The following is a 17,677-nucleotide window of genomic DNA, read 5'->3' as shown; positions in this document are numbered from 1 at the left end:
CGCTTCTCCCGTAACAAGCACATCGATGTACTTGTGGCTTACAGCCGAGACTTAGCCATTTGACACAGATATACCTTTGGGTGGAGGCGGGGATGCTTATTCGCCGACGGAACGACTGCCTGAACGAAGTGAAGGCTGGCCCGCAAACAGACGTTGCTAAAAATTGAGATGAACATACGCGCCGCCGGCCTGCCCGGCGCAGGTAACTAAAATAGTACGCACTACTGCTGGCGGGTCATTTAGTGAAGTGGCGAAGAAGTATCCCCACCTCCGCCCCACAAATCTGTAACCAATTGCGTTCAAGCACGCAACTACAAACTGCAATTTGTATGAGTAGATATGTGGGAATGTTGGATGATTTGCCTGGGGCGGAAAAAATTGCTACAATGAAGACAATAGTTTCAGAAGGAGCATCTTCATGATGAATAAGAAATATCTCTATATGCTGTCGGCCGGGCATTTGAGCGTGGACATCAATAGTGGTTCCCTGCCGGCCTTATTGCCGTTTTTCGTCAGTGAGTACGGCATGGATTATACGTCTGTGGCGGGGCTGATGTTTGCCTCGTCTTTTTTGTCCTCGATTATCCAGCCGCTTTTCGGCTGGCTGGCGGACAAGGGCTCGCGGCAGTGGTTTATGGTGCTCGGCGTGCTGATGGCTGGGCTGTCGCTGGCCTGCACCGGTTTTGTGACCAATTACTGGGGCATCTTTGCGGCGGTTACCCTGATGGGCATTGGCAGTTCCATCTTCCATCCTGAGGCGGCCCGCAATGTGAATGCGATTGCCGGTGAGAAAAAGGGGCAGGGCATGAGTATCTTCAGCGTGGGCGGCAATGGCGGCTTCGGTCTGGGGCCGCTGCTGGCGGTGTTTTTGGTCACGACATTTGGGATGCAGGGCACGGCCTTTTATGGGATTGCCTCCCTGTTCACTGCGGGCATGATCTTCCTGGCTTCGCCGGCCATTGCCCGGGAAAGCAGGCGGCAGCTGGCGAAGGTTCGGAATACGGCCAAGGCTGATGCCATGCCGCGGGAAAATGACTGGCCGGCCTTTGCGCGGTTGTTCGTGGTGATCGTGTTCCGTTCCACGCTGTTTACCTCGATCAGTGCGTTCCTGCCGTTGTTCTGTATTCAGGTGCTTGGCGCAAGTCCGGCCGTGGGTAGTGCGACGCTTTCCATCATCTCCATTGCGGGCGTGTTGGCAACCCTGGTAGGCGGCTGGCTGGCTGACCGCAAGGGCTATGTGAATACCATGCGTTATGGGGCGCTGCTGTTGGTGCCCTGTCTGGCTGTCGTGGTCTTCACGCAGGAGATTTGGGCTGTTTATGCCATGCTGATTCCCATGAGCTTTGCCATGCAGGGGCCCTATGCGGCCTTTGTCGTGCTGGGGCAGAGTTACCTGGCCAAGAGTTTGGGCTTTGCTTCCGGCGTCACGCTGGGGCTGTCCTTCAGTCTGGGCGGAATCATCGTGCCATCTTTGGGCTGGTATGCGGACAGCTTTGGCATTGCGGCGGTGATGGTGGTGATCTTCCTGATTTCCATCTGCTGTGCGGCGGCGACGTTCTTGCTGCCGGAGCCACGAAAATAGTGTATTCTGGGGCCGACAGGAAGGAATTTTTGTTTGGATGGAGAAATCTTACCCATAAGGTGATGTTTTTGCCCGAATGGCTTGGCCATTCGGGTTTTTTCAAAGAGGTAAGGCTTATGGATGAACTGTTGATGACTGTGCATCAGATTTTTATTAAGGACGGTGCCTGGCTGACCTTGGGCAAAGGGCTGTGGACAACGGTAGAAATTTCCTTGCAGGCACTTCTTTGGGGGACTTTGCTGGGGGCGTTGCTCTGTTTTATCCGTTTATGCCGGGTGAAGGTGCTGCGGATATTGGCAATGGGCTATATTGCCGTAGTCCGCGGAGCGCCTGTGCTGATGCTGTTGATGCTACTGTTTTATGGTCTATTGGCGCGCAGCGGCCTGGAGGCCGTGACAGTAGCCATCGTTGCCTTTTCGCTGCATACGGCGGCGCATGTGGCGGAGCTTCTGCGGGCGGCGCTGCTGGCGACAGATCCGGGGCTGGTGGAGGCGGCCCGGACGCTGGGCTTTTCGCGCTGGCAGGCCTTTCGGCTGGTCACTCTGCCGCAGATCATCCGCATCATCCGGCCGGTCTATCAGTCGACAATCGTGAACCTGATCCAGTGGACCAGCGTGGTCGGCTACATCACGATCTCGGATCTGACACGGGTGGTCTACAATACGGCTTCCCGCACGATGCAGCCAATGATTACGCTGGCGGGCGGCATGCTGATTTACATTGCCATATCCTATTGTGTGTATGGCATCTTTGCTTTATGGGAATGGCGTGAGAAAGGCAGGTGAAGGAAATGGGCATTTTGGAAGTGAAGGGGCTCAGCAAATCTTTTGGCAGTCTGCAGGTCCTGCGGCAGGTGGATCTGACGGTGGAAGAAGGCGAGCGCATTGCCATCATTGGCGGTTCCGGCTGCGGGAAAAGTGTTTTCCTGCGCTGCCTGAATCTGCTGGAAATCCCCGATGCCGGCAGCGTGGTGGTAAATGGACAGGAAATCACGGCGCCTGGTGCAGATGTGGATAACATCCGCCGGGGGATGGGCATGGTCTTTCAAAAATTTCATCTGTTCCCGCATTGCACGGTGATGGATAATCTCTGCATGGCCCCCACGGAGGTCTTGGGGATGAAACGGCAGGAGGCCGAGGCAAAGGCCATGGAACTGTTGAAGACCGTGGGCCTGGCGGGGAAAGCCTCGGCCATGCCGGCCAGCCTTTCCGGCGGGCAGCAGCAGCGTATTGCCATCTGCCGCTGTCTCATGATGAATCCCAAGGTGCTGCTGATGGATGAGCCGACCAGTGCGCTGGACCCGACCATGGTGGGGGAGGTGCTGGCCGTCATTCGCCTGCTGGCCAAGAAAAAGCTGACCATGCTGATTGTCACGCATGAAATGAATTTTGCCCGTGACTTTGCTGACCGGGTACTGTTCTTTGCCGATCAGGGCATCTATGAACAGGGAACGCCGGCGGAAATATTTGATTATCCGCGGCGGGAAAAGACCATTGCGTTCATTCATAAGCATACGTTTTTTGATTATGAGATCCATAGCAAGGCGGAATTTGACCTGATGCATATGCAGGGTGAGATCATCACCTTTACGGAGAAGTATGGCATTGAGGGCAGGCGGGCCTACCGCTTGCAGCTGTGCTGTGAAGAACTGGTTTATGGCTTCTTTGATCATAGCTATCCGGGAATCGATGTGGTGGATATGAAACTGGCCATCACTTATGCGCAGGCCAATGACAATATCGAGCTGGAGTTCGTCTGTGACGGCGTCCCGTTTGACTTCTTCGCAGAAGCTGCAACGGAGGGCGGGGAAGATATGGACAATCTCGGGGAGGCGATCGTCCGGAAGGCAGCGAAAGACTATGCATACCATTATCAGCATAGGAAGAACAGCGTGCGAATCACGTTGTAGCGGAAATAAGATAAACAAAAAGGCTGCGGCAGATGCCGCAGCCGGTGAGCCAGTTAAGGTTGATTTTTGTGCGTTATTACGATATAATGAGCATAACAAAAGGCTGCCGGTGACGGTCATCCCTACAGATTAACAGCAAATGAGATTTGCCGCCTTCCGACTGGACATCTTAAGGCGGCTTTTCTTATGACTTAATGGTCAGTACAAGCGCAAGAACTAAAATCAGTATCAGATAAAAGTCATATCTACTCATGGTTCAGCGCCCCTTCCCAGGGCCATAGTTTTACCGCCACCGTTCGGCAGTCATAAAAGAGCATAACATAGTATCTGAAAAAATAGCAATAGCCATGTTTTTTGCCATGACTATTGCTATTTTTGTCTTTATTTCTTTACTACTTCCGGCTTGGCGCCTTTTTCGATGCAGTCCTTATTGATGATGACTTTCCGGGCTTCGTCGGATTTGGGGATATCGAACATGACATCGAGCATGATGTCTTCGATGATGCCCTTGAGGGAACGGGCGCCGGTCTTGCGCTCGATGGCTTTGCGGGCCACGGCGCGTAAGGCGTCTTCCTGGAACTCGAGTTCCACGTTATCCATGGCCAACAGTTTCTGATACTGTTTGACCGGAGCGTTCTTGGGTTCGGTGAGGATGCGCAGCAGGGCGTCCTCATCGAGGGTTTCGAGCGTGCAGATTACGGGCAGGCGGCCGATGATTTCGGGGATGATGCCGTACTGCATGAGGTCCTCGGGACGGACTTTGTGGATGAGTTCGTCGAACTTGGGCTTGTCGTCCTTGCCCTGCACCTCGGCGCCGAAGCCAATCGTGCTGGCTTTGGACAGGCGCTTGGCAATGACTTCGTCGATGCCGACAAAGGCGCCGCCCACGATGAAGAGGATGTTCTTCGTGTCCACTTTGATGGTGGGGGCTTCGGGATGCTTGCGCTGGCCGCGGGAGGTGAATTCCACGACGCTGCCTTCGAGCATCTTGAGGAGGGCCTGCTGCACGCCTTCATGGCCCGGATCAGCGGTGATGGAGTTGTTGGCACCGGATTTGCGGGCAATCTTGTCGAACTCATCGAGGTAGATGATGCCGTGTTCGGCTTTTTCCACGTCCTTGTCCGCGGCATAGTAGAGGTTGCGCACGGCCACTTCTACATCGGCACCCACGAAACCGGCTTCCGTAAGGCTCGAAGCGTCCGTTACAGCAAAGGGGATATCGAGCAGTTTGGACAGATGCGACAGCAGCGCCGTCTTGCCGCAGCCGGAGGGGCCGAGCATGATGACGTTGGATTTTTCGATTTCTGTGCCGTCGTCATTCTGATAGCCGTATTTCATGCGTTTGTAGTGGTTGTAGACGGCGACCGAGAGGATTTTCTTGGCGCGGTCCTGGTTGATGATGTATTCATCGAGGTACTGCTTGATGATGTGGGGCTTGTTTTTCTTGAGGATGTCGTCGAGTTCCCCGGCAAAGACCTGTTTTTCATCCTGGGCTGCAGCTGCTGCATGGTCATCGAGGAAGTGGTTGATTTCCCGGATGCAGTTGGCGCAGATGGCAAAGCCGGTAGACGGATCGTAGATGGGCAGATCATACTGGCTGCGGACGTTGATGGTCCGTTTGCAGAAACTGCACTGATGTTGTACTACTTGATTGGCCATGGTCGTGTTTGTTCCTTTCTATATCAAAAATTCTTTGTGTTATTTCCGACAGATACTACCATTATCATATAGGAAGGAAAATTTTTCAAGCAAATTTTTGTTTCTTTCCTTGCATAGCGGGGATTGCCGTGCTATAATATTCGGGTACTGGACGTACTGACGTCTGGTTCCAAGTCAAAATTTGACTGGCTTTGCCCCAAGAGGTAAGCTAGGTCTAAACCAAGCTCGCGCATAGCTTGCTTGTATCAATTCCCAGTTTCGTTGGGGTGAAAGCGAGGTGTAAATAATGAAACAGGGTATTCATCCGGAATATTTCGAAGCTACGGTAACCTGCGGTTGCGGCAACACGTTCACCACGGGTTCCACGCAGAAAGAACTGCGCGTCGATGTTTGCTCCAAGTGCCATCCGTTCTTCACGGGTCGTCAGCGTGACGTACAGGCAGGCGGTCGTATCGAAAAGTTCAACAAGCGTTACGCCAAGAAGTAAGAAACGTTATGGTAAAGCAGAGCACATTTATGGCTCTGCTTTATTTTGTATAGTTGAGGAAAAATTATGAGTAAGAAATTGATGGTTGGCGGTCAGGCCGTTATCGAAGGGGTTATGATGCGGGGGCCGAAGCTTACGGCTACCGCGGTGCGTGATCCGCAGGGGAAGATCCAGGTAGAGACCAAGCCCGTAAATTCCATTAGCGATAGATTTCCGATCTTGAAAAAGCCTTTTTTGCGGGGCACGGTGTCGCTTATCGAATCCCTGACAATCGGCATGAGATCCCTGTCCTATTCGGCCAAGATGGCCGGTGAGGAGGACGAGCAGCTCTCCGACAAGGAAATGGCGGGCACGATTGTCTTTGCGCTGGCACTCGCCAGCGTCCTCTTCATTGCCATTCCGACGTTCGGTGCGAAATGGCTGCACAGCGCCACGGAAGATCCGATGGTGCTGAACCTGCTGGAAGGCGGCCTGCGGCTGGTGATCTTCCTGCTGTATATCTGGGGTATCTCCCAGATGAAGGACATCCGGCGGGTTTTCATGTATCATGGTGCAGAGCACAAGACGATTTTCTGCTATGAGGCCGGCCTGCCGCTGACCGTGGAGAATGTGCAGAAGTTCCCGCGACTGCATCCGCGCTGTGGCACGAACTTCCTGCTGATCGTGATGCTCGTGTCCATCTTCGTGTTCGCGTTCCTGGGCTGGCCGAGCCTGCTGGAGCGTATTGCGAGCCGCATCCTGCTGCTGCCGGTGGTGGCAGGGATTTCTTATGAGATCATTCGTCTGGCGGGGCGCAGTGACAACAGCATCATTCAGACGGCCATCAAGCCGGGGCTCTGGCTGCAGTACCTGACCACCCGTCCGCCTGAGGATGAGATGGTGGAAGTGGCCATCGAATCCCTGAAGGCGGTGCTGCCGGAAGAGGAGATTGTCGAGGGCACGCCGGATTATATCAAGAAAGCAAATGAGGAAGCGGCCCCAGTGGAGAGTGCTCCCGTGGCGGCTGCGGTTACGGAATAAATTCGAGGTGAAATCAGTGCTGGAAAAACTCCAAGCCGTTGAGGATAAATTCTTAGAATTGGAATCGCTGATCAGCGATCCGGATGTGATTGCGGATATGAGCCGCTGGCAGAAATACAGCAAGGAACATGCCAGCCTTACGCCAATCGTGGAAAAATTCCGCGAGTACAAGGAAGTCATCAAGGGAATCGAAGAGGCCAGGGCCATGTTCGCAGAAGCCCTCGATGATGAGATGCGCAAGTTCGTGGAAGAGGAACTCTCCGAATTGAAGGCGCAGAAGGAGGAGCTCGATGCCGAGCTGCCAATCCTGCTCTTGCCCAAAGATCCCAATGATGACAAGAACGTCATCGTGGAAATTCGCGGCGGCGTGGGCGGCGAAGAGGCGGCGCTCTTTGCGGGTGACCTCTTCCGCATGTATGGCCGCTATGTGGAGAAGCAGGGCTGGAAGATGGAAATCATCGACGCGAACCCCACGGAGCTGGGCGGCTATAAGGAAATCTCCTTCATGGTCACGGGCTTCGGCGCTTACAGCAAGCTCAAATATGAGAGCGGCACGCACCGCGTGCAGCGCGTGCCGGCCACGGAATCCGGCGGGCGCATCCATACCTCGGCGGTGACGGTGGCGGTGTTGCCTGAGGCCGAAGATGTGGACGTGGATATCGATCCCAAGGATTTGCATATCGACCTTTACTGTGCGTCCGGTGCGGGCGGCCAGCACGTCAACCGTACGGAAAGTGCCATCCGCATCACCCATATCCCGACAGGCATCGTGGTGCAGTGTCAGGATGAGCGCTCCCAGCTCAAGAACAAGGACAAGGCCATGAAGGTGCTGCGGGCGCGTCTGCTCGACAAGGCTCAGCAGGAGCAGATGGATAGCATTTCGGCGGACCGCAAGAACCAGGTGGGCAGCGGTGATCGCAGTGAGCGCATCCGTACCTACAACTTCCCGCAGGGGCGTGTGACCGACCACCGCATCGGCTTGACGCTCCATCGCATCGACGCGATCCTCGCGGGTGACCTCGATGAAATCTTGAATGCGCTGATTACCGCTGACCAGGCGGAACGGCTGAAACAGGTGAAATAATGGCAGGAAATGAAGTTTGGACAATCGGCCGCATCCTCAAATGGACGGAGGATTACTTCGCGCAGAAGGGCATCGAGAATCCGCGCCTCGATGCGGAGGTCTTGTTGAGCCATGTCCTCCAGAAACAGCGCATCTATCTCTATGTGCATTTTGATGAACCCTTGCAGGCGGCAGAACTAGCGGCCTTCCGCGAGATGATAAAAAAGCGCATCGCGCATGTGCCGGTCGCCTATATCTTAGGCGAAAAGGAATTCATGGGCCTGACCTTCAAGGTGACGGAGGCAACGCTCGTTCCCCGTCCCGATACGGAAATCCTCGTGCAGGCAGGTGTTGACCGCCTGCGGCAGCTGGGCAGGTCAAATCCCCGCATTGCCGATATCGGTACGGGCACGGGGGCCGTGGGGCTCAGTGTGCTGAATTTTGTCAAAGATGCCGTGCTGGACACCGTGGATATCTCCCCGGCAGCCCGGGCGGTGGCCGAAGAAAATGCGGAAAGCTTCGGCCTTAAGGAACGGGCCAACTTCTTTACGGGCGATCTGCTTGCGCCTTTGGCAGGGCAGACCTATACGGCCATCCTTTCCAATCCGCCCTATATCCCGGCCAAGGATATCGAAGGACTCGCGGCGGATGTGCGCAATAGCGAACCGCATACGGCGCTCGATGGCGGCGAGGACGGGCTGGATTTCTACCGCAGGTTGTGCAGTGAGGCGCCGGCGATGCTGGCGGCGGGCGGCTTCATGGCCTTTGAAGTGGGCATTGACCAGGCTGGCGATGTCGCAAGACTGGCCGAGGAAAATCCGCTGATCTGCCGCACGGAAATCCTGAAGGACTACGCGGGCATTGAGCGGGTAGTCGTGGCTTGGAAAGAGGCATAAGATGCAGACAAGATGTATAAAAATCGATAATATCACAGCAAGCAAAGAAGCTCTCCATTTTGCCGGAGAGCTTATCCGTCATGGTGATGTGGTGGCCTTCCCCACGGAAACGGTCTACGGACTCGGGGCCAACGGGCTGGACGCCGAAGCCTGCCGGAAAATCTATCAGGCCAAGGGGCGCCCGTCGGACAATCCTTTGATCCTGCATGTGGCCAACCGCTCGATGATTGACCAGGTGGCGGCAAAGATTCCGGAAAAGGCGGAAAAACTGCTGGCAGCTTTTTGCCCCGGCCCGATTACCCTGATCCTGCCCCGGAAAAGCATTGTACCGGAGCAGATTACCGGCGGTCTTTCTACGGTGGGCGTCCGGATGCCGGAGCACGATGTGGCAAGGGCGCTCATAGCGGCCGCCGGCGTGCCCATTGCGGCGCCGTCAGCCAATATCTCGGGGCGGCCGAGCCCCACGACGGCAGAATCCGTGCTCGTGGATATGGAGGGCAAGATCCCGATGATCCTCGACGGCGGCGCCTGTGATTTCGGCGTAGAGTCCACGATTGTCGATGCCACGGGCGAGCAGACCGTTATCCTGCGCCCGGGGGCAATCACCAAGGAAATGCTCGAAGAAGTGCTCGGCGAGGGTTCTGTGGTCATTGATCCGGCGTTGGTGGGCGCCGACAGCGTGCCCAAGGCACCGGGCATGAAATACACCCATTATGCGCCCAAGGCTCCCTTGACGCTGCTTGAGGGCATGCCCACGCGCATGGCACGGGGCTTCCGGCGCGAAGTTGCACGGCTGCAGAGCGAAGGGCATAAGGTGGGCGTGATGGCCAGCCATGAGGTGCTGGCGGAACTCAAGGACTTAGTTCCCGCAGACATGATGGCCGATTACGGTCCGCAGGGGAAACTGCCGGCTATTGCAGCTAATATCTATGAGGCATTGCGCTCCTTTGATGAAAAAGATGCCGATGTACTGCTCGGCGAGGGGACTACCTCGGAAGGACTGGGGCTCGCCATTATGAACCGCCTGCATAAGGCCAGCGGGTTCCGCAGCATACAAGCTTGAGATTGTCAGTGCGTATAGGCCAGCGGTACTTGCTTTTTGGCCAAGGTATGTATGTAAACTTCTTAGGGGAAAATAGCAGGAAAAAAGCTTGCGCAAGCGCTTGTAATTGTGTTACTATGAATTGGAGACTGTAATAAAAGGGAGGCTTATCTAATGCTTACCGTTTTGATGATAATTGATGCGCTGGTGGCAATCGCCCTCATCGCAGCAGTACTGGGACAGGAAGCAAAATCTGCCGGTATGGGCGGCATGGGTGGCGGTGCGGACACCGTTTTCTCCGGCAAGGCCCGCGGCATGGACGCATTGCTCGCACGCGTGACAGTGGTGCTGGCTGTCTTGTTCGCCGCAATCACCATCGTGATTGCCAAAATGACAAGCTAATAAGCGACATCCCTGTTCTCGATGGAGCAGGGAATTTTTAAATTTAGGAATTTTCGGTATTATGGGGGTGCGGAAATGATATTACCGGGAGCGGAGCCTTTTTTTATGCCCGGTGGGCCCAAAGGGGTGCTCCTGATTCATGGCTTTACAGGGCTGCCGGCAGAACTTCTGCTGCTCGGTGAGCATCTGAACAAGGCGGGCTTTACGGTGCTCGGCGTGCGGCTGGCCGGTCATGGGACGACGGTTGAGGATATGAGCCATATGACCTGGGAGGACTGGATGGACTCCGTGCGGGATGGCTATGCCGTGCTGTCCGGTTTCTGCGAGGATATCTCCGTGATTGGGCACTCGATGGGCGGGCTCTTTGCCCTGCTGCTCTCCACGGAGGAAGTCGTTTCCCATGTGGTGTCATTGGCTGCGCCCATCTTTATCGCTGACGAGCGGGGCATTGATGCCCTGCCTCCCCGGGAGGCCTGTTACGGAGGTTTCGTGCCCAAGGCTCGCCGCCGTCTCAAAGACGTACCTCCCGCCGTCAACTGTACCTACCGCAAGATGCCGCTGATTTCCATCCATGAGCTCGTGGAGGTTATCGAAAAGACCAAGGGTGCAATCGAGGAAGTGAAGGCACCGACGCTGATCATGCACAGCCGGGATGACCATACGGCAGCGCCGGTCAGTGCAGATTATATCTTGTCCCATGTGCAAGGGACAGCGCGAATCGTCTGGCTGGAGGAATCCGGGCACCTGCTGCCGTTGGCCGGCGAAAGAGAGAGAGTTTTTGAAGAGGCTGCGGCCTTCCTGCAATCGTAAGCAGGAGAATCGAAAAATGTAAGGAGAAGAAATGGACTTAAAAGAAAGAATCCTCGCCTATATGCGGGAAGCTGCCTATAAACCACTAGCCGCTGAGGATTTAGGCGAAGAAATGGGATTAACGGACGAAGAACTGGTGGACTTTGAAGAGGCATTAGATGAATTGGAGGCCGAAGGCGCCATCATCAAGAACCGCAGTGAATTATACGGTGTCCCCAGCCGTATGCATCTGGCCGTAGGCCGTCTGTCGATGACGGCCAAGGGCTTTGGCTTCCTGATTCCCGATGTGCGGGAGTCGGAGGAGGAGACGGACGTCTTCATTCCGGCCAATGCCGTAGGTTCGGCCATGCATGGGGACCGCATCGTGGCCCGGGTTGCGCCTGCGCAGGAGGAAGGTCGTTCCCGTGAGGGCGAGATCATCCGCATCCTGGAACATGCCAATGAAAAGATCGTCGGCACCTTCGAGCGCAGCAAGACCTTTGGTTTTGTGACGCCGGACAGCACGAAGCTCACGCAGGATATCTTCGTGGCCAAGAAGTTCTTCAAGGGGGCCAAGACCGGCAGCAAGGTGGTCGTAAAGATCACGAAATGGCCCAGCGGCCGCCGCAGTGCGGAAGGCGAGGTCATTGAAGTGCTGGGCAAAGTGGGCGATCCCGGCGTGGATGTGCTCTCGGTGATGCGCCAGTATGAGCTTTCCGAAAGCTTTCCTGAGGATGTGCAGGCTGAAGCGGATCATGTCGAACAGGAGCCGGCGCCTGAGGAATACCGGGGCCGCGCTGATCGCCGTGACCTGCCCATCGTGACCGTGGACGGGGAAGATTCCAAGGATTTGGACGATGGCGTCTTTGCCCGCAAGAACCCGGATGGTTCCTATTTCCTCGGCGTCTATATCGCCGATGTCAGCCATTATGTGCGGGAGAACATGCCCCTTGACCGTGAGGCTTATGCCCGCGGCACGAGTGTCTATCTCGTTGACCGCGTGATTCCCATGCTGCCGAAGGAACTGTCCAACGGCATCTGCAGCCTCAATGCCGGCGTTGACCGCCTGTCCATGGCCTGCGAGATGCAGATTTCCCCCGAGGGTGAGGTCACGAGCTACGAGATCCTGCCGACGGTTATCCATGTTTACCGCCGCCTGACCTACAATATCGTCAACAAGGTCCTGGTGGATAAGGTTGAGCCTTTCCTGTCGGATAACCACGATATCCTCTCGATGCTCGAAACACTGGCCGAATTGCGCGGGGTACTCAAGGCCAAGCGCCATCGTCGCGGCTCCATCGACTTCGATTTGCCGGAAGTCAAGGTCAAGCTCGATGAAAATGGCCATCCTGTCGCGCTGATCAAGCGGGAAGGCAGCCTTGCCGAGTCGATCATCGAGGAATGCATGCTCGCGGCCAATGAGACCGTGGCCCGCCATATGGACCTCAAGAACCTGCCCTTCATGTACCGTGTCCATGAGCAGCCGTCCGAGGAGAAGATCGAACGGCTCAACAACCTGCTGGCTGCGTTCGGTCTTTATGTCAAGCGGGATGAGGCCGGGCAGATCCAGCCCATGGATGTGCAGAAGGTGCTCGAAAAAGTCGAGGGCCGCCCGGAGGAACGCATCATCAGCACGGTGTCGCTGCGCTCCATGCAGCAGGCCCGCTACAGTGAGCTGAGCCTGGGCCACTTCGGTCTGGCCGCGCGCTATTACACGCACTTCACGTCGCCGATTCGCCGCTATCCGGACCTGATTGTCCATCGCCTGCTGCGGGAAACCTTTGCGACGGGCAGCATCCCCGCTGAGCGTCAGGCCAAACTCAAGAGTATGCTGCCGGAGATTGCCGACCATACTTCCCAGCGGGAGCGCGTGGCCATCGAAGCCGAGCGCGAGACCACGGATATGAAGAAAATCGAGTATATGGCGCAGTTCGTGGGTGAGGAGTTCACGGGCGTCATCAGCGGCGTGACCGCTTTCGGCATCTTCGTCGAGCTCGATAACGGCGTGGAAGGTCTGGTTCATGTTTCCACCATGACCAATGACTATTACGAATATGTGGAAGAACAATATGCAATGATTGGTGAGCGCACCCGGACGAAATACCGCCTGGGCGATGAGGTCGAGGTAATCCTCGCGCGGGCCAATGTGGAGGAACGGAATTTGGATTTTGTGTTGAAAGACAACGGCCAGTATGTGCCGGAACAGCCGGCTGCGAAGAAGGACAGCCGCAAGGGCAAAGGGGAAAGAAAGCCCAAGGCTTCCCGCCCCAAGAAGCAGAATAAACCGCTGCTCGAAGATGAGCTGATTGCCGAACCCATGCTGACGGAAGAAGAAAGCCAGCAGAAAGAGCAGCAGGAGCGCAGCCAGCACAAGAAGCGCCGCCAGCATAAGAAGCGCGGTGCTTCCGGCGAGAAGCTGCCTCAGAACGAGAATCAGGAAAAGCGCCAGCCCCAGGAGCGCAAGAGCCGCAATGATAAAGGCCGCCGTCCGGGCAAGGCTGAGCGTGCCGATAAGGAAAGCCGCATGGGCGCCGGCTCCTTCCGCGGTGACAGAAGTGAAGGCCGCCGCAACCGTGAGGAACGCCGCAGCGACAAAGAGGTGGGCTACCATCGCGTCTATGTGACCGGCCTCAACAGCGCCATCTGGCCTGATCCGCCGGGATACCATGAGAAGAAGGAGCGGGAAATGGCCGCTGCAGCTGCCAAGGCGGAAAAGGAAAAAGCGCAGAAGTCCAAGGGCAAGCGCCGTCCGCGTCCGCACCGCAAGACCGAAGGCGGTACGGGTAACAGCAAATAATCGAGGTGAGTGAATGGGCAAGAAAAATATCGGCATGAAGGTGGTCTGTGAAAACCGCAAGGCACGTCATGACTACTTTATCCATGAGACATACGAAACAGGTCTTGCCCTCGTGGGCACGGAGGTCAAATCCCTGCGTGCCGGCAAGGCCAACCTCAAGGACAGCTATGCCATGATCAAAGACGGGGAGATCTTTGTTGAGAACATGCATGTTTCTCCCTATGACCAGGGCAATATCTTTAACCACGATCCGCTGAGAGCACGCAAGCTTTTGATGCACAAGAGCGAGATTGTCAAGCTCTTTGCCAAGACGCGCGAGAAGGGCTTTACCCTCGTACCGCTCAAGATCTATTTCAAGAACGGCAAGGCCAAGCTGGAATTGGCGCTGGCTTCCGGTAAGCACAACTACGACAAGCGGCAGGATCTCCACGAGAAAGCCGCCAAGCGCGAAGTGGAACGGGCGCTCAAAGACAGACAGCGTTATTGATGTAAAACTGTAATATTGTAAAGTACCTGCCAATGATGATATAATAGGCAGGTACTTTTGCTATGAAATCTTTGCGAGTCAAGCCTGCAAGGCGCAGAGTCGCTTAGATTTCGTGTAAGGGCGCAGTGCGAAACACTGTTTCGCACGAAGTTTTATTTTAGAAGGGGACTATTCTTATGAGTGAAAACAGGAAATTGAAGCGGGGGCTGAAGAACCGTCATTTGCAGATGATTGCCTTGGGTGGGGCGATTGGCACCGGGCTTTTCTATGGTTCAGCATCCACTATCGCGTTGGCGGGGCCGGCGGTCATGCTGGCTTATCTGATTGGCGGCATCATGATCTTCTTCATCATGCGGATGCTCGGGGAGATGGCGGTGGATGAGCCGGTATCCGGTTCCTTCAGCCATTATGCGACGAAATACTGGGGAAGATTCCCGGGCTTCATGTCCGGCTGGAATTATTGGTTCAACTATGTGCTGGTGTCGATGGCCGAGCTGACCGCTGTGGGCATCTATATGCAGTTCTGGTTCCCGGATCTGCCGCAGTGGATTGCGGCGCTGATCTGTCTCGTGGCCATTACCGCTTTGAACCTTATCAATGTGCGGCTTTATGGGGAAACGGAATTCTGGATGGCGCTGATCAAGATTACGGCCATCGTGCTGATGATTGTGCTGGGCTTGTATATTTTGTTGGGCAGTCCCCAGCCGTTCCCGGATAATCTCAGCAATCTCTGGAATAATGGCGGTTTCCTGCCCAATGGCGTCTGGGGCTTGGCACTGTCCATCGCGGTGGTCATGTTCTCGTTCGGCGGCATCGAGCTGATCGGCATTACGGCGGGCGAGGCAGAAAATCCGGACAAGACCATCCCGCAGGCCATCAATCAGGTAATCTGGCGCATCCTGATCTTCTATGTGGGCACCATGGCCGTGCTCATGGCCCTCTGGCCCTGGAATGAAGTGGGCATGGAGGCCAGCCCCTTTGTGCAGATCTTTATGAGTGTGGGCATTCCTGCCGCAGCCCATATCCTGAACTTTGTCGTGCTCACGGCGGCGGTGTCGGTCTACAATTCCGCCATCTACAGCAACAGCCGCATGCTCTATGGTCTGGCGGCCAAGGATGAGGCGCCCGCGTTCCTGAGCAAGCTCTCCGGCCGTGGCGTGCCGGTGCGGGGCATCCTATTGTCTTCGGGCATCACGCTGATCTGCGTGGCGCTCAACTACTTCTTCCCCGGGAAGATCTTCATGTTCCTGATGTCCATCGCCACCATTGCGGCGACGATCAGCTGGCTGACCATCGTCATCACCCATCTGAAATTCCGCGCCCATTGCAAGGCGGCAGGCAAGGACACGAAATTCAAATCACCGCTTTACCCGTTCGTCAACTACCTCTGCATCGCCTTCCTGCTGGCCATCTGGGGCCTGATGACGCAGATCGAGGGCATGGACCTGGCGGTCTACATCCTGCCGGTATGGCTCTTGTGCCTGTGGGTGGGCTATAAGTATCAGAATAAATAAAGAATGACCAGTCGTTTGACTGGTCATTCTTTATTTCGGGGCGATATTGACGAAGACATCGTAGAAGGCCACGCCGGAGGCGTCGGTGGTGAGCGTGCCCAGGTCGGTTGGCAGGCCGGAATTCAGCACGTTGAGACCGCCTTTTTGGCTGGCGCCCTGCAGGCTCAGGATGATGTCCGGGGCAAGGTCCGTGCGGAATTTGACGCTGACGGTGATCTGCCCCTGTTCGTTCCAGACGACGGCAGGATGCAGGTCCTGCAGCTGGAGTTTTTTCCCCACGTCAGGATGGATATAGACGATGGGATATTCCGGCATGATATGGTGCTTATGATAGTTTTGGCCGTTGATATGGTCCTGGGCATGGGGCGTCAGGAAGTGGAACGGATATTTCTGGGTGGGCAGCAGCTGGGGAAAATCAGCCGGCAATGTACAGCAGTGGAACTTCCCGTCCGGATTGGCAAAGCGGCCATCCTGCCAGGGATAGGGATGATGGCGGAAGCGGGCAGGGCCTTGATAGAGGTCCTGCCATTTTTCGATATGCAGAGCCTGACAGACTTCGGGCGTGAATTCGGCGGTGAGAAATTCTTCATTACTGTGGTGGCAGGGAAAATTGCTGGTGCCAGGTGCCAGCTCATTGAGACGGCGCGTCAGCAGGCGGGCAATCTCCAGGTCGCTTTTGGCTTCACCCTGCGGGGGAACGGCAGGTTCGTTCAGTCCCACCCAATGGCGGAAGTAACTGCCGTAAACATCCAGTTCTTCAAATTCGGTGGTGACCGGCAGGACGATGTCGGCCAATTGGGCTGAGTGCGTCATGAATTTATCGGCCACGACTACCATTTCCAGCTGCGGCCAGAACTGCATCAATTCCATCAGCCCCACGTCCTGACGCAGCGGATCGCGGCAGGACACCCAGAGGAATCTGATGGGCGGATCGTCCAGCGTTTTCAGGCTGCGGGCAAAGTAATTGATATTGACAAATCGGGTATCCTGGCGCTTTTGCATGATACGGTAGGGGAAAATATCCATGCCCTTGTCGGCAAAGTTCACGCCGCCGCCCGGGATGCCGACATTGCCGGTGAGCAGGGAGAGGGCATCGATCAGGCGGATGGTCAGTCCGCTCTGAACGTGGCGCTGCAGGCCAAAGCCGCACCAGATATGCGTGGGATGGTTTTCGGCCAGCAGATCCGCCAGGAAAGCGACGGTTTCAGCTGTCTGCCCTGCATCCTTCAGCAAGGGGGCTGTGGGCATCTGCCGGGCGGAGGCAATCAGTTCAGCGGCGCCCGTGGTTTGGTCGGGATTGTAGGTCAGTTTTCCGTCCTGGGCCAGTTTTTGCAGCAGCAGGACGGCCAGGGCGGCATCCCCGCCGGGGCGCAGTTCGATATAGTAGTCGGCCTTGTGGGCGGTTTCCGTGTAGACCGGATCGATTACCACGACCTTGGCTCCGCGCTCCTGGGCCGCATAGATGATGGGCATGGTATGGACGGAGGTCCAGGCCGGATTGATGCCCCAGAGGATGATCAGCTTCGCTTCCAGCATCTGGCGGATATCGGCGGCGACATTGGCGCCAAAATCCAGCCGCTGGGCATCCAGCCCCGAGGAAAAACAGGGGGTACCGGTGGTCTGCGTGGTAGGGCCAAGGCTGTTGAACATCCCTTCGGCGGCGTAGTGGAGCAGGCCGAAATTGCCGGAATACTTGTTGAGACACAGGGGCAGCGTGGAATGATAGTGTTCCTTCAGCTCCAGGATCTTGTGGGCAATGGTATCGATGGCTTCATGCCAGGAAATCCGCTGCCAGTGACCGGAACCACGTCCCAGCTGGCGCTGAGGGTAGAGCAGGCGGCGGGGATGGTAGACTGTGCCCAGGATTTCTTCCTTCTTGTTGCAAAGGCGGCCGGAGGCGCCGGCTTTTTTGTCGCCGGTGATGAATTCGATCTTTCCGCCACGGGTATAGGCCAGCATGGGGCAGGAGTCATAGCAGTTGCGGGGGCAGATATGGCGGGTGACCTGGTAATCGTCGTGGAAGAACATGG

14 protein-coding genes and 1 pseudogene are annotated in these 17,677 nt (G+C 56.1%); 13 read left to right on the top strand and 2 right to left on the bottom strand.

Features of this window, described 5'->3' with window-relative positions; genetic code table 11:
* Positions 1-418: 418 nt before the first annotated feature.
* From BLQ59_RS06590 to BLQ59_RS16360, 3 genes and pseudogenes are all read left to right on the top strand, one after another.
* The gene (locus tag BLQ59_RS06590) at positions 419-1,582 is read left to right on the top strand and encodes an MFS transporter (protein WP_256324623.1); all 1,164 of its coding nucleotides are present in this window, start codon (positions 419-421) and stop codon (positions 1,580-1,582) included.
* A 116-nt stretch (positions 1,583-1,698) separates the two neighbouring features.
* Positions 1,699-2,367, top strand: coding sequence for an ABC transporter permease subunit (locus BLQ59_RS06585; protein WP_074572090.1), 669 nt, complete (start codon positions 1,699-1,701; stop codon positions 2,365-2,367).
* A gap of 11 nt (positions 2,368-2,378) precedes the next feature.
* Positions 2,379-3,092, top strand: a pseudogene (locus BLQ59_RS16360) (amino acid ABC transporter ATP-binding protein); the annotation flags it as partial.
* Between the two features lie 780 nt (positions 3,093-3,872).
* On the opposite strand, the gene clpX reads toward BLQ59_RS16360, so the two are convergent.
* Positions 3,873-5,150: an ATP-dependent Clp protease ATP-binding subunit ClpX gene (clpX, locus tag BLQ59_RS06575; RefSeq protein ID WP_074572089.1), complete on the bottom strand. Its 1,278-nt coding sequence runs from the start codon at positions 5,148-5,150 to the stop codon at positions 3,873-3,875.
* Positions 5,151-5,436: 286 nt separating this feature from the next.
* Between clpX and rpmE the strand changes: the two genes are divergently transcribed.
* The 10 genes from rpmE to BLQ59_RS06525 all read left to right on the top strand — a co-directional run bounded on the left by rpmE (position 5,437) and on the right by BLQ59_RS06525 (position 15,647).
* On the top strand, positions 5,437-5,637 hold the full coding sequence (gene rpmE / locus BLQ59_RS06570) for a 50S ribosomal protein L31 (RefSeq protein WP_014423491.1): 201 nt from the start codon (positions 5,437-5,439) through the stop codon (positions 5,635-5,637).
* 66 nt (positions 5,638-5,703) lie between these two features.
* Positions 5,704-6,657 carry a DUF1385 domain-containing protein gene (locus tag BLQ59_RS06565; protein WP_074572088.1) on the top strand — a complete coding sequence of 318 codons (954 nt, stop codon included), beginning with the start codon at positions 5,704-5,706 and terminating at the stop codon, positions 6,655-6,657.
* A 16-nt stretch (positions 6,658-6,673) separates the two neighbouring features.
* Complete coding sequence (prfA, locus tag BLQ59_RS06560) at positions 6,674-7,741, top strand: peptide chain release factor 1 (protein ID WP_074572087.1); 1,068 nt, start codon at positions 6,674-6,676, stop codon at positions 7,739-7,741.
* Positions 7,741-8,616, top strand: a complete 876-nt coding sequence (gene prmC, locus BLQ59_RS06555; RefSeq protein WP_074572086.1) for a peptide chain release factor N(5)-glutamine methyltransferase — start codon at positions 7,741-7,743, stop codon at positions 8,614-8,616. Before prfA ends, prmC begins: the two co-directional genes overlap by 1 nt.
* A 1-nt stretch (position 8,617) precedes the next feature.
* Positions 8,618-9,679, top strand: a complete 1,062-nt coding sequence (locus tag BLQ59_RS06550) for an L-threonylcarbamoyladenylate synthase (protein ID WP_074572085.1) — start codon at positions 8,618-8,620, stop codon at positions 9,677-9,679.
* Positions 9,680-9,847: 168 nt separating this feature from the next.
* Positions 9,848-10,060, top strand: coding sequence for a preprotein translocase subunit SecG (secG, locus tag BLQ59_RS06545; protein WP_256324622.1), 213 nt, complete (start codon positions 9,848-9,850; stop codon positions 10,058-10,060).
* Positions 10,061-10,135: 75 nt separating this feature from the next.
* Positions 10,136-10,870 carry an alpha/beta hydrolase gene (locus tag BLQ59_RS06540; protein WP_074572083.1) on the top strand — a complete coding sequence of 245 codons (735 nt, stop codon included), beginning with the start codon at positions 10,136-10,138 and terminating at the stop codon, positions 10,868-10,870.
* Between the two features lie 31 nt (positions 10,871-10,901).
* Entirely contained in the window at positions 10,902-13,646 is a 2,745-nt protein-coding gene (gene rnr / locus BLQ59_RS06535) for a ribonuclease R (protein ID WP_074572082.1), read from the top strand.
* A 13-nt stretch (positions 13,647-13,659) separates the two neighbouring features.
* Entirely contained in the window at positions 13,660-14,133 is a 474-nt protein-coding gene (smpB, locus tag BLQ59_RS06530) for an SsrA-binding protein SmpB (protein ID WP_074572081.1), read from the top strand.
* Positions 14,134-14,309: 176 nt separating this feature from the next.
* Positions 14,310-15,647, top strand: coding sequence for an amino acid permease (locus tag BLQ59_RS06525; protein ID WP_074572080.1), 1,338 nt, complete (start codon positions 14,310-14,312; stop codon positions 15,645-15,647).
* A 30-nt stretch (positions 15,648-15,677) separates the two neighbouring features.
* On the opposite strand, the gene BLQ59_RS06520 is transcribed toward BLQ59_RS06525, so the two are convergent.
* Complete coding sequence (locus BLQ59_RS06520; RefSeq protein WP_074572079.1) at positions 15,678-17,675, bottom strand: molybdopterin-dependent oxidoreductase; 1,998 nt, start codon at positions 17,673-17,675, stop codon at positions 15,678-15,680.
* Between the last annotated feature and the right edge of the window lie 2 nt (positions 17,676-17,677).

Source organism: Pseudoselenomonas ruminantium, from assembly GCF_900104055.1.
Lineage (GTDB): Bacteria > Bacillota > Negativicutes > Selenomonadales > Selenomonadaceae > Selenomonas_A > Selenomonas_A ruminantium_C.
The sequence above is the reverse complement of the archived record's forward strand: the minus strand, read 5'-3'. Positions and strand labels throughout refer to the sequence as shown.

What these genes read in the sequence shown, in the direction of transcription:
- BLQ59_RS06585 (WP_074572090.1), top strand. Translation starts at nt 1,699, where the DNA reads ATGGATGAACTGTTGATGACTGTGCATCAGATTTTTATTAAGGACGGT.
- rpmE (WP_014423491.1), top strand. Translation starts at nt 5,437, where the DNA reads ATGAAACAGGGTATTCATCCGGAATATTTCGAAGCTACGGTAACCTGC.
- BLQ59_RS06520 (WP_074572079.1), bottom strand. Translation starts at nt 17,675, where the DNA reads ATGTTCTTCCACGACGATTACCAGGTCACCCGCCATATCTGCCCCCGC.
- rnr (WP_074572082.1), top strand. Translation starts at nt 10,902, where the DNA reads ATGGACTTAAAAGAAAGAATCCTCGCCTATATGCGGGAAGCTGCCTAT.
- prmC (WP_074572086.1), top strand. Translation starts at nt 7,741, where the DNA reads ATGGCAGGAAATGAAGTTTGGACAATCGGCCGCATCCTCAAATGGACG.
- BLQ59_RS06550 (WP_074572085.1), top strand. Translation starts at nt 8,618, where the DNA reads ATGCAGACAAGATGTATAAAAATCGATAATATCACAGCAAGCAAAGAA.
- secG (WP_256324622.1), top strand. Translation starts at nt 9,848, where the DNA reads ATGATAATTGATGCGCTGGTGGCAATCGCCCTCATCGCAGCAGTACTG.
- BLQ59_RS06590 (WP_256324623.1), top strand. Translation starts at nt 419, where the DNA reads ATGATGAATAAGAAATATCTCTATATGCTGTCGGCCGGGCATTTGAGC.
- smpB (WP_074572081.1), top strand. Translation starts at nt 13,660, where the DNA reads ATGGGCAAGAAAAATATCGGCATGAAGGTGGTCTGTGAAAACCGCAAG.
- BLQ59_RS06540 (WP_074572083.1), top strand. Translation starts at nt 10,136, where the DNA reads ATGATATTACCGGGAGCGGAGCCTTTTTTTATGCCCGGTGGGCCCAAA.
- BLQ59_RS06525 (WP_074572080.1), top strand. Translation starts at nt 14,310, where the DNA reads ATGAGTGAAAACAGGAAATTGAAGCGGGGGCTGAAGAACCGTCATTTG.
- clpX (WP_074572089.1), bottom strand. Translation starts at nt 5,150, where the DNA reads ATGGCCAATCAAGTAGTACAACATCAGTGCAGTTTCTGCAAACGGACC.
- BLQ59_RS06565 (WP_074572088.1), top strand. Translation starts at nt 5,704, where the DNA reads ATGAGTAAGAAATTGATGGTTGGCGGTCAGGCCGTTATCGAAGGGGTT.